At 43.0% G+C, this 15,066-nt stretch carries 14 protein-coding genes; 7 read left to right on the plus strand and 7 right to left on the minus strand.

Annotated features, from left to right (window positions below):
* Positions 1 to 45 precede the first annotated feature (45 nt).
* From G563_RS0119430 to mltG, 4 genes are all read right to left on the minus strand, one after another.
* Positions 46 to 1,050, minus strand: coding sequence for a glycosyltransferase family 2 protein (locus G563_RS0119430; protein WP_037327542.1), 1,005 nt, complete (start codon positions 1,048 to 1,050; stop codon positions 46 to 48).
* A gap of 393 nt (positions 1,051 to 1,443) precedes the next feature.
* Entirely contained in the window at positions 1,444 to 2,376 is a 933-nt protein-coding gene (locus G563_RS35320) for a YihY/virulence factor BrkB family protein (protein ID WP_037327545.1), read from the minus strand.
* A 27-nt stretch (positions 2,377 to 2,403) separates the two neighbouring features.
* Entirely contained in the window at positions 2,404 to 2,814 is a 411-nt protein-coding gene (locus G563_RS0119440) for an acyl-CoA thioesterase (protein ID WP_028666770.1), read from the minus strand.
* A gap of 106 nt (positions 2,815 to 2,920) precedes the next feature.
* Positions 2,921 to 3,958: an endolytic transglycosylase MltG gene (gene mltG / locus G563_RS0119445; protein WP_028666771.1), complete on the minus strand. Its 1,038-nt coding sequence runs from the start codon at positions 3,956 to 3,958 to the stop codon at positions 2,921 to 2,923.
* A gap of 362 nt (positions 3,959 to 4,320) precedes the next feature.
* Here mltG and G563_RS0119450 point away from each other — a divergent pair, with 362 nt between their 5' ends.
* From G563_RS0119450 to G563_RS37140, 6 genes are all read left to right on the plus strand, one after another.
* Entirely contained in the window at positions 4,321 to 4,890 is a 570-nt protein-coding gene (locus G563_RS0119450; RefSeq protein WP_028666772.1) for a DinB family protein, read from the plus strand.
* 43 nt (positions 4,891 to 4,933) lie between these two features.
* A complete protein-coding gene (locus G563_RS0119455; protein WP_084650914.1) occupies positions 4,934 to 5,797 on the plus strand; it encodes an alpha/beta fold hydrolase in 864 nt (287 codons plus the stop codon).
* A gap of 186 nt (positions 5,798 to 5,983) precedes the next feature.
* Positions 5,984 to 8,527, plus strand: coding sequence for a phosphocholine-specific phospholipase C (locus tag G563_RS0119460; protein WP_028666774.1), 2,544 nt, complete (start codon positions 5,984 to 5,986; stop codon positions 8,525 to 8,527).
* A gap of 228 nt (positions 8,528 to 8,755) precedes the next feature.
* Positions 8,756 to 10,177, plus strand: a complete 1,422-nt coding sequence (gene fumC / locus G563_RS0119465; protein ID WP_028666775.1) for a class II fumarate hydratase — start codon at positions 8,756 to 8,758, stop codon at positions 10,175 to 10,177.
* 196 nt (positions 10,178 to 10,373) lie between these two features.
* On the plus strand, positions 10,374 to 11,435 hold the full coding sequence (locus G563_RS0119470) for a hypothetical protein (RefSeq protein WP_169579791.1): 1,062 nt from the start codon (positions 10,374 to 10,376) through the stop codon (positions 11,433 to 11,435).
* Positions 11,419 to 12,030 carry a hypothetical protein gene (locus tag G563_RS37140; RefSeq protein ID WP_028666777.1) on the plus strand — a complete coding sequence of 204 codons (612 nt, stop codon included), beginning with the start codon at positions 11,419 to 11,421 and terminating at the stop codon, positions 12,028 to 12,030. Before G563_RS0119470 ends, G563_RS37140 begins: the two co-directional genes overlap by 17 nt.
* A 15-nt stretch (positions 12,031 to 12,045) precedes the next feature.
* Here G563_RS37140 and G563_RS0119480 read toward each other — a convergent pair whose 3' ends face one another.
* A complete protein-coding gene (locus tag G563_RS0119480; protein WP_028666778.1) occupies positions 12,046 to 12,480 on the minus strand; it encodes a hypothetical protein in 435 nt (144 codons plus the stop codon).
* Between the two features lie 52 nt (positions 12,481 to 12,532).
* Between G563_RS0119480 and G563_RS38180 the strand changes: the two genes are divergently transcribed.
* Complete coding sequence (locus G563_RS38180) at positions 12,533 to 12,694, plus strand: hypothetical protein (RefSeq protein ID WP_157585485.1); 162 nt, start codon at positions 12,533 to 12,535, stop codon at positions 12,692 to 12,694.
* Positions 12,695 to 12,943: 249 nt separating this feature from the next.
* On the opposite strand, the gene G563_RS0119485 is transcribed toward G563_RS38180, so the two are convergent.
* Entirely contained in the window at positions 12,944 to 13,837 is an 894-nt protein-coding gene (locus tag G563_RS0119485; RefSeq protein ID WP_028666779.1) for a hydroxypyruvate isomerase family protein, read from the minus strand.
* 104 nt (positions 13,838 to 13,941) lie between these two features.
* Positions 13,942 to 14,919 carry a polyprenyl synthetase family protein gene (locus tag G563_RS0119490; RefSeq protein WP_028666780.1) on the minus strand — a complete coding sequence of 326 codons (978 nt, stop codon included), beginning with the start codon at positions 14,917 to 14,919 and terminating at the stop codon, positions 13,942 to 13,944.
* Positions 14,920 to 15,066: the final 147 nt, after the last annotated feature.

A 15,066-nucleotide genomic window follows, 5' to 3' on the forward strand; every position in this document is an offset into this window, starting at 1 on the left:
CAATTGTCGTTTAAGTTGATAATCAGTATTTTAATAATATTTTTTCTAGCGCTCCAATTGTACAAACGGAACACCCTGCTGCATGAGTTGAAGATTGCGTTGATTGCGCCACTTGGCATAATACTGATAAAGCCAATTGACAGGAAGACGAAGACGACAGAGCCATACCAATAGCTCTGTTTCCCAGCCGGGGTCTTCGATATAATTGAGAAGTTTGCGAAAAGCCGCTGCTTGTTCGGCGTCTTCGGCTACAAAGCATTTCTTGATAAACTCACGAATCCGATTTGCCAAAATATCATATTCTTCTTGCGAACGGCTCAAATCATACGCTTTGTTGCAGACTTCCCAGCTTGATTTGAGCATTGGATTGCCGACTCGATAAAACTGAGTTGCCAAAGATCCATCCAAGACCCGTTTGTGAGTCAATACTTCATCTATGTAATGGTATTTGTAATCATGCGCTGAACGAACAAAAAAATCAAAATCTTCGTAACTAAGGTTTTCATCGTATCCGCCCAGTTTCATCAACACTGACTTACGCATCATGATGGTAGGCGTACAAATAAAATAACGGCGCAAAATCTCTTTGTATACATCGCCCGTAGGTACTTGCCCCTCTGCCCCACCATGTGCACCAAGCGCATAATGATACCCAAACTTCTTGCCCGTCGAGTCGATATAAGCCGCGTTGGAAAACACCACCGCATATTCTTTGTTAAGCGTTTCAAAAACCTCTACTTGTTTTTGAATACGTTCAGGAAGCATAATATCGTCGGCAGCCAAATCAATGACGTATTTGCCAGAGGCTTGCTCCAAACCTTGATTGAAAGCCCGACAAAGGCCAATATTGTAAGTATTGCGTATAAATACAATGCGTGGGTGCTTATCCACTACCTGCTGTATCACCCTCCTCGAATTATCTGTACTTGCGTTGTCAATCACAATCAGCTGAATAGCCTCATACGTTTGATTAATCACAGACAACAAACTCTCTCTCACAAAATTCTCGTGATTATAACAGGTACATATTACGGTAACTTCCGGTTTCATGCTAATCGTTAGGCAACATTGCCTCAGTAATAATATTTTAATACAGATTTTGGGAACATTTATTAAGTAAATCTAAAATATTAATAGCGATTGATTTACACCTCTCCCTGTCTTTTTAGTTAACGGTAAAAATTGAGCAATCTATTAGCACTACAAAATCGTGCCAAATATCCTTTAAAACTTTTAAAATCAGAGAAATACAACCAACAAATCACTAATAATCAAACAGTTGTAATTTAACATATCAAATATCAAGCCTTACCTATTTCAACGGGTCAATTTGGCACGATTTTCTCTGTTAAACGTTTAAAATCTGGTGTAAAAAATATTTTTCATTATTTATGGGTTAGGGTAGTGCATAAATGCCGTATCAAGTTGTATACGGCATTTTTTTTAAGTTGCTTGATTACGTTTTTTTTGGTGTTTGGCTCGCCAAATACTTAAATTAAGCTCAAAACCGAAAATAAGTAACAATGCTACCAAATAAAACCAAATCATCATCGCAATGATGGTACCGATAGAACCATATAACTTGTTGTAGCTACTAAAGTTTGACAAATAGAAAGAAAAACCGTAGGTCGCCATGATAATGAGGAGGGATGCAATCAATGCCCCCAAGTTAAAAAAACGCCAACCGTGGTTGATTTTGGGTGCAAAACGATATATGATTGCGACGGCCAATGTAAAGGCAGCAAACATAACTCCATACCGCAAGGCATCTACCAAAAAAACCGTAAAATCGTCTCCCAATAGCACGGTATCGTGGAGCCAATCGACTACAAATCCTCCCCCTATAATCACAATTACCGCCAAAAACAAAACCGACGAGAGCAGCACTGTGAGCATAATCGAAATGCCTTTGGTCTTGAAAAACCCTCGGTTTTCGGAAGTACGATCCGCCATATTGAAGGCTGTCATAAGCGCTCCCATGCCATTTGTAGCCGTAATAAGAGCGAAAATAAAACCAAAAGATAATATACCACTTTGCTTACGGCTGATGATATCGTAAATCGTAGCAGCAGCAAACTCGTACAACGCCCCCGGCATGGCATCGTGCATAAAGCTCATAATCTGAACTTGCATGTCGGGAATAGGAAAGTAAGGAATCAACGTAAATAAAAATAGAATCGCAGGAAATACCGCCAATGTAAAATTGTAGGCTACCGCAGTGGCCCTTTGGTCGATGTCATAGAGTAAGATTTTTTCTAATAAAATCGTCGCTATATCTGCCAAAGAGACTGTTTCCGAAAAAAATCGCTTTTGGTGTAACCACGCATAGCTACGACGAAGTTGACGGTATTTAGATGTTGACCAGTTTTGAAGCATTCACTCCCGGTGATTTATTCATGTGTTTCAAGAAAAATACGGCGCAAGTCGTTCGAGAAGGCCTTTGGGTGCTCGCGTTGGACGGTTGGTATCACGGCTCAAAAACACGAGCGTTGTTTCTCCGGTATTCAATAAGACATTGTCTTGATTTCGAATTTCGTATCGAAATACCACCCGTGCTGCGGGCAACTCAGGAATCAATACTTTAATCGTAAGCTCATCATCATAGCGTGCAGGCTGAAGATAGCGCGAATAGTTTTCATATACGGGCATCATAGTGCCACTCTGCTCCATATCACGATACGAAAACCCGATACTCCTCAATGCCTCCACCCTCCCTATTTCATAAAATCGCCCATAGTTTCCATAATATACGTATCCCATTTGGTCGGTATCGGCATACCTCACTCGGGTTCCTTTTACTTCGTAAACAAACATATTTTTAGTCAAATATTGAAACAATCCGAAAACAATGTAAAGAACTGGCAGTCAAATAAATGGCCAATATCTCTCCGCATTTATTTCTTCATTTATACTGTATTTTTTATTTTTTGATATTCAATCGATTTAGTGCCTCTTGATACAGGCGAGCATTCTTGAGGTGGTCTTCATAATTGCTGGCAAACATATGATAACCCGAAAAATCAGCACTGGCACACATGTAAGTATAATCGTGTTTTTCGTAATTCAAAACAGCGTCAATTGAATTCAAATCTGCCACCCGGATAGGCCCTGGCGGCAGTCCCACGTTGGTATAAGTATTGTAAGGAGATTTCACCAAAAGTTGCGCGTTAAGAACCCGTTTAATCTCAAAATTTTTGAGGGCAAACTTAATGGTAGGATCTGCTTGTAAAGGCATCGACGAATTGAGTCGATTGATGTACAAACCCGCCACACGAGGTCTTTCGTCTTTCTTACGTCCCTGCTCTTCTTCCACAATCGATGCCAAAATCGAAACTTGGATGGGTGTTAGCCCGATAGCCTGCGCTTTGGCTGTGCGTTCGGTATTCCAGTATTTTTGGTATTCGTCATACATTCTACCCAAAAATTTGGAGGCATTGGTAGTCCAATAAATCTCGTAAGTATTGGGTAAAAACATGCTTACGACATTGGCGGTATCAAAGCCGTATTTCTGACATACTTGTGGGTCGTCGAGCAAGGCTTGCAACGAATCTGGTCCAAAAGCAAATTTGTTGCCGATGCGCTGTATCAAATCGGATTTGAGACGGATATTGTTAAAAGTCAGCCGCACCGCATCTTGGCGTCCATTTCTGAGTTTTTGGATTGCCTCCCAGTTGCCCATTTTGCGGGTCAAAAGGTAGCGCCCGGGTTTTACTCTTTCGGGTAAATCCAAAAATTTAGCCAAAAACCGAAAAGACATCTCATTGTTGAGTACATCATTTTTTTTGAGGGTATCTAAAAGACTTTCATAGGTACCTCCCACTGGTATCAAAAGCGCAAAATCTTTTTCTTTTTCTCCTTGAAAATTGGGCGTCTTAGCTACCTGCCAAAAATAAAAACTAAAAGTAGTCGCTACCACACAGACCGTTACGAATAATCCTATTTTGAAATTACGAGACATGAAACATGAAGTTAGATGTTGATACTTGAACACCCCATCAGAGTTTATTTCTCTCCAGAGGCTTCAAAATTGTTGCAAAAGTACTAGTTCGATTGGTATTTTTTATGGGAAAAGTGATGAGGATATTATGAATGGGTTCAAAAGCGTAATTTTTTGTTTTAAGAACCTAGCTAAGTGTGCCCAACTACCGCATACTCAATCTCCTGATGATTCTTATGGTAAAGTGTACTTTTAAAACACAGAAATAATAAGATTTGAGTAACTTTGCTTTTCGTTTTAATCAATTTTAAAATTCAATAGTTACATACAAAGACATAAGTACATGGAGTGCCTAAGCAGACGTGTACGAAATATATTCACAAATGGACGCAAAAGAAGAGTTATTACGCATTATTGACCAATTTAACCTTATTTACGAAAGCGAAGAAGCATGGCATGGCCCCTCTGTGGTAGAGGTATTGAGCGATGTTTCGTGGGAAATGGCGGCCGAAAAAATCATGCCCAATACTCATAGCATTGCCGAACTGGTATATCATATGACTACTTGGCGCATTTTTGTCGTAAAACGCCTCCAAGGTGACGGCGAATACGAAGTTACTAAAGCGCGTGATTGGAAGACTTTCCCCATCTTTGACGAGTTTGAGTGGGAAGCCCTACAAATGGAACTTAGCCTTAGCCAAGAAGAACTCATTGCCGAACTCGAAAAAAGAGAAGATGACGAGTTTTTGGAAGAAATCGTTCCGGGGCGTCAGTACGATTATTATACCATGCTTCACGGCATTTTACAACACGACTTATACCATGCCGGACAAATATCAATCCTCAAAAAAGCCCTTTTCTACAAAGGCTTGGGTAAGAAAAAACACCAAGATGAAGACGGCTACTATGGCTCTGGTGCCGGCGACTTCGATGATTATGATGATAGATACTAAAAGCTATTGATTCATCACTATTCATCTCAAACTCTGAATTTCCATGCGTCTATCCACGTTGCTAAGTTTTTGTTTGCTTCTCACCTGGACAGTTCGTGCACAAAACTCTTCTTCCATAGCCGCCGTCAATGGCACTAAGCTATACTACGAAGTAGCAGGGCGCGGAGAAGCTTTGGTTTTTATTCACAGTATCGCCCTAGATACTCGCGTTTGGGATGCCCAATGGTCGGTATTTTCCAAGAAATTTAGAGCTATAAGGTACGATGTGCGCGGCTATGGGCAGTCAGGTCGCGCACATGACCCCCACGACCCTACCGAAGATTTAAAAGCATTACTTGATTTTCTCAAAGTAGAAAAAGCCCATTTGGTAGGCCAGGGCATGGGCGGCAATATCGCCTTGAATTTTGCGGCCAAATACCCCGACAGAGTCCTAAAAATCATCTCTGTCGACACTACATTAGACGGTTTTTCTGACTATACTGCCGATTTTAATGCTACCCTCAATCAGATTGTAGATTTAGCCTCTCATCGCGGATGGCACGACGAAGAGCAAGCCGTGTGGCTTCGGTCTCCACTTACTCGCCTCTACACTGCCGACGATAGAGCGATTATCAACCTGAGTGAAATCATTGCCGATTATCACGGCGATCACTTTATCAATCCCCGCATCAATCCTGACTTTGGCAGCCCCAGTACTTTGCAATTATTATCCAAAATCCAAAGTCCCTTGCTCATCCTCGTAGGTGAAAAAGACGAAGAAAGTATGCACCGTATCGCCAAAATTTTAGAAACTCAAATACCTTATTCTCAAAAACGTATTATCAAAGGTGCGGGCCATCTGTCCAACATGGACAAGCCCAAAATCTTCAATCACTTAGCATTGAGTTTTTTAAGGAAGAAACCTTAAATTTGATGCCGTACCACAAACCAAACCCCAACCTAGGGCTTATAAATAGAACGCCATTCTTAACAATTTGATAAAACCTTTTAATGAGGAATAGGTATTGTTTTGCAGTCAATTTTGCACAATAGTCCTAATGTCAATTTTGGTCGTAGTATATTTATCAAAGCCCAATTACAACAATACCTTTTTATGGATACCAGAAGAGAGTTTCTCAAAAAAGCAGCTTTGCTCTCCAGTGGAGCAAGTCTCTGGGGCATGTTGCCTGCCTCTATTCAAAAAGCCCTAGAAATCAACCCTGCCCAAGGCAGCACCTATCTCGATGCTGAGCACATTGTGGTGCTGATGCAAGAAAACCGCTCTTTTGACCACTGTTTTGGTACACTCAAAGGTGTTAGGGGCTTCAATGACCCCCGTGCGATAAGTTTGCCTAATAAAAACCCCGTTTGGTTACAAACCAATCCCAACGGCGAAACCTACGCCCCTTTCCGCCTTGACATAAAAAATACTAAAGTAACTTGGATGAGCTCGTTGCCTCATTCGTGGGTAGATCAAGTAGATGCCCGCAACGACGGCAAATACGACCGCTGGCTATATAGCAAGCGCTCTGGCCGTAAAGAATATGCTCATATGCCGCTTACGCTCGGATATTTCAACCGAGAAGACCTTCCTTTTTATTATGCCTTAGCAGATGCTTTTACGGTATGTGACCAGCATTTTTGTTCTTCTTTGACTGGTACTACCCCCAACCGGCTCTATCTCTGGACGGGTACGGTGCGCGAAAAACCCACTATTGAATCAAAAGCCAACGTCCGAAACTCCGACGTAGATTATGATGATCTCGCTAGTTGGACCACTTTTCCCGAACGCTTAGAAGACAACAACATTTCGTGGCGAATCTACCAAAACGAACTCAGTCTGCCTGTTGGATTTACGGGTGAACAAGAAGAATGGCTAGCCAATTTTACGGATAATCCTATCGAGTGGTTTTCGCAGTATCATGTCCGCTTCTCGCAGGCATATCAAAAGTTTTTGGCTAAACAAGTTCAAATTTTGCCAAATGAAATTGCTGAATTAGAAGAAAAAATCAAAACTTTACCTGCCACAGGTACCGAAACCGACACGGCAAAAAAAACGCTTGCCAACAAACAGAGAATGCTCGAAATCGCAAAAAAAGACCGAGAGCTCTGGACCCAAGAGAATTTTCAAAAACTCTCTCAGCGCGAAAAAAATCTGCACCAAAAAGCATTTACGACCAATATCAACGACCCCGATTATCATAAAATTACAACTCTAAAATACAAAGACGGAGACACCGAACGCGAAATGTCGGTACCCAAAGGCGATGTCTTGCATCAGTTTAGAGCCGATGTCAATAGTGGCAACTTACCAACCATCTCTTGGGTAGTAGCCCCCGAAAACTTCTCCGACCACCCCGGAGCTCCTTGGTACGGCGCTTGGTATATTTCGGAAGTGATGGATATTCTTACCAAAAATCCTGAAGTATGGAAAAAAACTATTTTTATCGTCACCTATGATGAAAATGACGGATACTTCGACCACGTTCCTCCTTTTGTTGCCCCTGACCCTTACCGACCTGAGACGGGCAATGTCTCTAAAGGAATAGACAGCAGTGTGGAGCATGTGCGCATGGAGCAAGAAGTAGCCGACAAACGCAGCCCCAAAGATTCGCGAGCAGGCTCAATTGGCCTTGGATATAGAGTACCTATGCTGGTAGTGTCTCCTTGGAGTAGAGGAGGCTATGTCAACTCCCAAGTACTCGACCATACGTCGGTGTTGCAGTTTATGGAACATTTCCTGACCAACAAAACCAAGAAGCCTATTAAAGAAACCAACATCAGCGCATGGCGACGAGCCGTGTGCGGCGACTTGACTTCGGCCTTCAGACCTTACAATGGAGAAGATATAAAACTGCCTACTTCCGTCGATAAAAATGCTTTCATCCAAAGCGTACACCAAGCCAAGTTCAAAAATCCTCCAGCCAATTTTAAGCAACTTTCGGCTCAGGAGATTGAGCAAATCAAAAGTGAGCCTCTGAACTCGCCTCTCTTGGCTAAACAAGAAGCAGGTATTAAGCCTGCCTCTCCCCTTCCTTATCAGCTTTATACGGAAGGAAAATTGAGCACCGACAAAAAATCTTTTCAATTGAAGATGACCGCTCACAACGAAGTATTTGGTGAAAAAGCGGCGGGTTCTCCTTTTAATGTATATGCTCCGGGTAAATATCACAACGAAGACCTTAAAGCCTGGTCTTATGCTGTATTGCCAGGCGACTCTCTGACAGATAGCTACCCACTCCAAAACTTTGAAAATGATCAGTATCACCTACGGGTCTATGGCCCCAATGGCTATTTCAGAGAATTCAGTGGCAATGCCAACGACCCACAAGTGGAGATTGTTTGCGAGTATGAACGTACCGCTCCCAAAAGCAAACAATTGACCGGCAACCTGACTATCAAACTCCGTAACCTCGATTCTCAACGTAAACTAAAAGTAGAGGTGGCCGAACACGCCTACAAAGGCAGCAAGCAAACCAAAACCGTGGACAAAAACGGCACGCTATCCATAGCTCTTGACCTCAAATCTAGCTTTGGTTGGTACGACTTTAGCGTAAAAATAGACGGATATTCTAATTTTGAACAGCGTTTTGCGGGTCGCGTCGAAACTGGCAAACCTAGCATGAGTGACCCACTCATGGGAAAAGTTGACGCATAAATAATTGTGAATGCTATCACTCCCCCTTAGAAACTCTCCGACGCTTTTCTAAGGGGGTTTGGTGTTTTTTATGCCCCTTCTTCGTCTACTAAAAAATCTATTTTTTATTAAAAAAAAACAGATAATGATTTCTATCAAAAGCCATTTAAGGTTTTGTGTTTACTTTTGCAGCGTCAATACATTCGTTTAAACACGACGCCTCACTCGCGTCATCAATCAACCAATATAATGGAATACCGCATAGAAAAAGATACCATGGGCAAAGTAGAAGTCCCCGCTCATGTGTACTGGGGAGCGCAAACCCAACGCTCTATTATGAATTTTCCTATCGCTCAGGACATCAACAAAATGCCCAAAGAAATCATTCGGGCGTTTGCGTATCTCAAAAAAGCCGCCGCGATTACCAATTTTGAAGCGGGAGTTCTTCCAGAGGACAAAAAAAACCTCATCGGCCAAGTATGCGACGAAATTTTAGAAGGCAAACTCAGCGACCAATTCCCACTCGTAGTGTGGCAAACAGGCTCGGGTACACAGTCCAATATGAACTGTAATGAGGTGATTGCTTACCGTGCCCACGTACTCAATGGAGGGTCGCTTTTGGACGAAAAGAAATACTTAAACCCCAACGACGACGTCAACAAGTCGCAGTCATCTAATGATACCTTTCCTACTGCAATGCACATTGCGGCGTATCAGATTTTGACCGAAATCACCATTCCGGGCATCGAAAAGCTCCGCAATACCCTCAAAGCCAAATCAGAAGCCTTTAAAGATGTGGTGAAGATTGGACGTACTCACTTCATGGACGCTACGCCCCTTACGCTAGGGCAGGAGTTTTCAGGCTATGTATCTCAGCTTGACCACGGTCTAAAAGCCATCAAAAATACGCTCGCTCACTTGTCAGAACTCGCCTTGGGCGGAACCGCCGTAGGTACAGGTATCAACACACCTAAAGGATACTCTGAAAACGTAGCTGCGCATATCGCTGCTTTGACGGGTTTACCTTTTGTGACGGCTGAAAATAAGTTTGAAGCCCTAGCTGCCCACGATGCCATCGTAGAAGCCCACGGGGCGCTCAAAACCGTAGCTGTAAGTCTCATGAAAATCGGTAACGATATTCGGATGTTGTCGTCAGGGCCACGGGCAGGTATCGGCGAAATCTTTATCCCCGACAACGAACCTGGTAGCTCTATCATGCCCGGCAAAGTAAATCCTACCCAGTGCGAAGCTATGACGATGGTAGCCGCTCAAGTAATGGGCAACGACGTAGCTATCAACATCGGCGGGTCAAATGGTCATTTTGAATTGAATGTATTCAAACCGGTCATGATTTACAACTTCTTGCATTCGGCACGTTTGATAGGGGATGTATGCGTGGCTTTCAATGACAAATGCGCCGTAGGTATTGAGCCACTGACCGAAAATATCCGCAAACACGTCAACAATTCTTTGATGCTAGTAACGGCTCTTAACCCTAAAATTGGGTATTACAATGCAGCGGCGATTGCCCAAGATGCTCATAAGCGCGGTATTACCCTCAAACAAGCTGCCCTTGAAATGGAACTCAAAGGCTTAGATTTCACCCACATGACTTCTGAGCAATTTGACGAATGGGTACGCCCCGAAGACATGGTAGGAGGCTTGAAATAGTACACCCAACCCCGGCAACGTTCAAAACGTTGCCGGGGTTTCTCCGAGGTTTTTCAATTACGCTCCAATTGCCAAACCCAACGCCTCAGCTCTTCTAATATACGCTTGGCTTTATTTGTTTGGAATAAAAATCTGCCTTTATTCAATTTTGTATTCCAAATCAGTTTCGAAAAACTCTTACAGCCAATCCTATAAAATGTCTCTCTTTGGCAATCTCGCCTTACTCATTTCATTCTTGTGTTATTTAAGTCTAGCCTCTATGGCTGGGAAGCCCGTTCCAGGAGGCGACTATGGGGTAGGTCATGCCTTTGCCCTTTTGTTTTCTTATGCAGGCGTGGCCATTGGTCTTTGCATAGCATGGGCGATGGTGTTTTGGAAAGGAGGATTTGATTGGGTATCCGAAGAAAACACCGTGCGTAACATACTGGTTTTCACAGGCATTTTATCCATTCTTATACTCAGTTTTTTTGGAGCAATGGGCAATGGGGGTGGTGCGCCTTGGGTGGTGCGTATGTTGGGAAAACATACCGTAGTGTGGTTGTTGCCTCCCGTATTTTGGACTACTCTTGTCTTACTCAATCCCTCCTTACGGACTTCTCTTTCCAGTACTTTATGGCAATGGCCCATCAAAGCAGTCGTTCTCCTGAGTGTATTGAGCTGCCTTGCCATGATTGGAGAATGGTTGGTCAATATTCCCATTCAAGTAGCCCAGCAAAGCAAAGCACGAGTAGAAGCAGACAACAAGCAAAAGCAGCAATTTTTGAGCGAAATTGCCCAAAACAACGCCCAAACTTCACTTATTACGATTTTGGTTTTTACCACCAAATACCACGACACCGACGTAAAAAATGCAGCGCTCGCAAAAATCAAATCCAATCCTCAATGGCAAGAATACCTTGTGGAGCGATTGGCTACTCCGTGGGCGCCCCAAGTATTTTCGTTTATGGCCGACAATGAAGTGGACAACAAAAATCTTTTTGTAAAACCTATCGAACTAGGAATCTTAGAAATGGCAAAGGTATTTGAAGATGGTATGAGACGTACGCACACTTTTTACGATGGTCAGTTTTACAGCGAAACCGAAGACGTCTTAGAAACCATTGCTAAATTTGAAGGTATGGGGGTGGATTATGCTCCTGCCGTTCGTAAAATGCGAGCGGCCTTAGATACTCCGCTTGATAGCTATCAAGTCAAAGCCAATTTGAGGTGTATTCCGGTATTAGATCAATGGTTGAAAAAACATGAAAAAGCTCGATAATCTTCGATTTGCTGACACGGGTGCCAGCTTATATGACTTAGCCACGTCGTATGTAGTAGCGTGCCCCCAATGCAAAGGTCGTGCCGTTATTACTTCTGATTCCTCCCCTAACACCTTCCGCCTTAGATGTACCTCTTGTTTTCATGTAGAAACCCCTGCCCATTGGTACGGAGGTGCTACGGCTTTCGTGTCGGTCAAGTGTCGGGAGTGCTATCATCCTTTAAGGCGCTCAGCTCCTTGGAAAGGAACTTGGAAAAAATTAGCCATAAAATGCGACAAATGTGGCGACCAATGCGAATATGACGCCCATATCACTTACCATTCTTTCCACCAAGGCCGCATGACCGACCCTGTATTTGGGTTAGATTTATGGCTTCAACGGGAGTTTCGGGGCGAATTGTTTTGGGCTTATAATTACGAACATTTGGCCTTGCTTCGTCAATTTGTGGAAGCCAAACTTCGCGAACGAGGCATCAGCCCACGCAATACTATCCGAAAAAACAGCTCCATGGTAAGCCGTTTGCCGGTCTTTATCAAAAAAGCCGCCCATCGCGCCGATTTGTTAAAGATGATTTCAAAAATGCAGCAAGCGTAGCCGTAAATTGGGGACTTATTTTTTTACACCTGCATAAAAGAAAAACTCACTTTTACTTTGGTTGGAATAGCTTACCATCAGCACTTTAGAAGATACTTCTTTGTCTTTTTTATCATCATACCATTTTCCTACTACATAGGTACCCACTTTGGTATTTTCATAATACAATTCTAGCCCGTCTTTTACTTCTTTGGTAGTAATGCCTGAAAGTTTTTGGGTAGCAGGTTGGGGAATAAAATTGGTACGTGTCAATTCAAAAGTGCCATTGTTTTTCTTGACAATATCAAGACGGGGAAGTTGATTTTCGTCAGTGATGGCAATACATAAGGGGTCCAAAAAAGCATTAGTGCGGTACACTCCTTCTAGCACATTAGGGTCTTGGCTTAGGTCATCACCTTTACAACTTCCCAATACCACCAGCAATAATAAAAAAGCAAAAATGTTTTTCATAAAATAATCAGTTAAGGTTCTGAACGATAGGACGCCTCTGAAGTGCTAATCGTTGGAACCACTGTACGTTATTTTATCATACCTCCGTCTGCTTGCTTTTGCGTCTGAAACGCAGTTCCTTTCTAGCACCAAATTACAGTTTGGGGGGCTAGCTTGCGCTCGCACCGACATCCTGTCGGTGCGAAAACGGCATAAAGTCTCCGACGCTAATTAAGAATATTTCATAACAACTAAGGTTCGGTAAGTTATTTTCTCTTCCGTTTATAGCTTTTGCGTCGGAGACGCAGTCCCTTTTTTGCCCCCAATTACAGTTTGGGGCTAGCTTGCGCTCGCACCGACAGGATGTCGGTGCGAAAATGGTATAAAGTCTCCGACTTTATACTTAGAAAGAACATTTTATAACAACAGAGCCGTTGAAGACTTGACACTTCAACGGCTCTATCTATTTGGTATAGAAACTTTCCTAAACGTCACATATCAAAACACATTTTCTCAATGAGTCTATCATCCCTGCTTTGTCTTTGGCCTTGGGTACATATTCTTGACCTACGTATCCTTTGTAGCCTGATGCCACAATCGCCCGCATAATGGCAGGATAATAAATCTCTTGCGTTTCGTCGATTTCGTTACGACCAGGATGCCCACCCGTATGATAGTGGCTGATGTATTTTCCATACCGTTGGATATTGCGAATGTGGTCGCCACTCATGCTTTGCATGTGATAAATATCATAAAGCATTTTGAATTTCTCGGACCCTACCATTTCGCAAAGCACCGCCCCCCACTCAATATTGTCGCACTGATAATCAGGGTGGCTAGCACGCGAACTCAACAACTCCATTGTAAGCGTAACATCGTATTTTTCGGCCAAAGGGATGAGGCGTTTGACGCCTTTTTGGCAATTGAGAAGTCCCTGATAATCACCTAATCCGTTGCGATTTCCTGAAAAACAAATCACATTTTTGATGCCGTATTCTTTGGCTTGTGGAAGAAGTTCTTCGTAGCATTTGTAGATGGCATCATGGTTTTTGGGATTGTTGAGAAAACTCGTCAAGCCTGTTTTTTCGGGCCAAGGATCAGCCCAGCCCATCGCCGAAGTAAGGCCGTAATTTTTCATGATAGCCCACTCTTTCGGCCCTGTAAGTTCGATAGATTCAATCCCGATTTCTTTGGCAGCTTGGCAAAGCTCCTCAAAAGGAATGGAGCTATAGCACCAGCGACTTACGGAGTGTTTGATATTACCTTTTAGTTTCGTGGGTTCGGCGGCCATAGTGTCGTTTGTTATCACAGTAGAAACAGTTGCCGCTGAAGCTCCTAGTGCTTTGATCGCATCGCGACGTGATAGATTAGATTTCATTGGAAGGTTTTATTTTTATAAAGAAAGACGGTCGGTATTTCTAACGAAAACCTACCGTCTTATTAAGATAACATGGTGACAATAATAGGATACAACTACCCGGTCTAACTCTCGCGCCCTACCAAAAATTCTGCAAAATCAAGCAGCGGTTTTTTGCGGTCAGCGGGGGCATTGAGACGGGCTAAAGCTTCAAAACCTTTGGCAAAATACTCCTCGGCTTTGGCTTCGGCAATTTTATCAATTCCTAGTTTTGAATAAATCTCGGTTACGGCAGCTACTTTGGTAGCGGTATCGTACGTACCTTGGGGAAGGCTCAGCCAGTAGTCCAACTGCTGTTTGGTATCTCCTTCGGCCAAAAGCAGCGCCTCTATCAACATAAAAGTTTTTTTGTTGGCAATGATGTCCCCGCCTACTTGTTTCCCAAATTTTTCGGGATCACCATATACATCAAGCAAATCATCTTTTAATTGAAAACCCAACCCCATATTGACTCCCACATCATATAGAAGGTGGGTTGTGGTCTCATCGGCACCAGCGATGATTCCCCCTAGCTCCATCGCAAATCCCAATAAAACGGAAGTTTTGAGGCGAATCATCTCGATATATTCTTCTTGCGACACATCGCGACGGGTTTCAAAATTCATGTCCCATTGCTGCCCTTCACATACCTCCGCTGCGGTACGATTGAATCGCCGAATCACCAGAGGCAGATGTTGGGCATCTACATGAAGCAACAGTTCATAAGCATTAACAAGCATCACATCGCCCGACAAAATCGCGGTGTTGGCATTCCATTTTTCATGGACAGTAGGCTTGCCCCTGCGGAGCGGGGCTTGGTCCATGATGTCGTCGTGCATAAGGGTAAAATTATGAAATACCTCTACTGCCACGGCAGGTTTGAGGGATTTTTGCCAATCATCTACAAATAAATTTGTGGACAAAACCGTCAAAAGAGGACGTAAACGCTTGCCTCCCAATGACATAATATAACGAATAGGCTCGTACAATTCGGCTGGCTGTTGGCCGTAAGTGGTATTTTCTACTTGTTTGGAAATTGCTTCTAAAAAGGGTTGAAATGTCATGCTTTAAATGGTAAATGTTGAGCCGCTATAGCTTTCGAGTCAAAAATAATGGAACTTACCACTATAAACGGCCACCAATCAAAAAAGTTTTGAGTAATTTGTATGAAAAACTTTCGCAAAGTTTGAAACTTTGCTAAAAACAACCGC

Origin of the sequence: Runella zeae DSM 19591 (genome assembly GCF_000423565.1) — a bacterium.
Classification (GTDB): domain Bacteria; phylum Bacteroidota; class Bacteroidia; order Cytophagales; family Spirosomataceae; genus Runella; species Runella zeae.

What these genes read in the sequence shown, in the direction of transcription:
- G563_RS0119430 (WP_037327542.1), bottom strand. Translation starts at nt 1,050, where the DNA reads ATGAAACCGGAAGTTACCGTAATATGTACCTGTTATAATCACGAGAAT.
- G563_RS35320 (WP_037327545.1), bottom strand. Translation starts at nt 2,376, where the DNA reads ATGCTTCAAAACTGGTCAACATCTAAATACCGTCAACTTCGTCGTAGC.
- G563_RS0119440 (WP_028666770.1), bottom strand. Translation starts at nt 2,814, where the DNA reads ATGTTTGTTTACGAAGTAAAAGGAACCCGAGTGAGGTATGCCGATACC.
- mltG (WP_028666771.1), bottom strand. Translation starts at nt 3,958, where the DNA reads ATGTCTCGTAATTTCAAAATAGGATTATTCGTAACGGTCTGTGTGGTA.
- G563_RS0119450 (WP_028666772.1), top strand. Translation starts at nt 4,321, where the DNA reads ATGGACGCAAAAGAAGAGTTATTACGCATTATTGACCAATTTAACCTT.
- G563_RS0119455 (WP_084650914.1), top strand. Translation starts at nt 4,934, where the DNA reads ATGCGTCTATCCACGTTGCTAAGTTTTTGTTTGCTTCTCACCTGGACA.
- G563_RS0119460 (WP_028666774.1), top strand. Translation starts at nt 5,984, where the DNA reads ATGGATACCAGAAGAGAGTTTCTCAAAAAAGCAGCTTTGCTCTCCAGT.
- fumC (WP_028666775.1), top strand. Translation starts at nt 8,756, where the DNA reads ATGGAATACCGCATAGAAAAAGATACCATGGGCAAAGTAGAAGTCCCC.
- G563_RS0119470 (WP_169579791.1), top strand. Translation starts at nt 10,374, where the DNA reads ATGTCTCTCTTTGGCAATCTCGCCTTACTCATTTCATTCTTGTGTTAT.
- G563_RS37140 (WP_028666777.1), top strand. Translation starts at nt 11,419, where the DNA reads ATGAAAAAGCTCGATAATCTTCGATTTGCTGACACGGGTGCCAGCTTA.
- G563_RS0119480 (WP_028666778.1), bottom strand. Translation starts at nt 12,480, where the DNA reads ATGAAAAACATTTTTGCTTTTTTATTATTGCTGGTGGTATTGGGAAGT.
- G563_RS0119485 (WP_028666779.1), bottom strand. Translation starts at nt 13,837, where the DNA reads ATGAAATCTAATCTATCACGTCGCGATGCGATCAAAGCACTAGGAGCT.
- G563_RS0119490 (WP_028666780.1), bottom strand. Translation starts at nt 14,919, where the DNA reads ATGACATTTCAACCCTTTTTAGAAGCAATTTCCAAACAAGTAGAAAAT.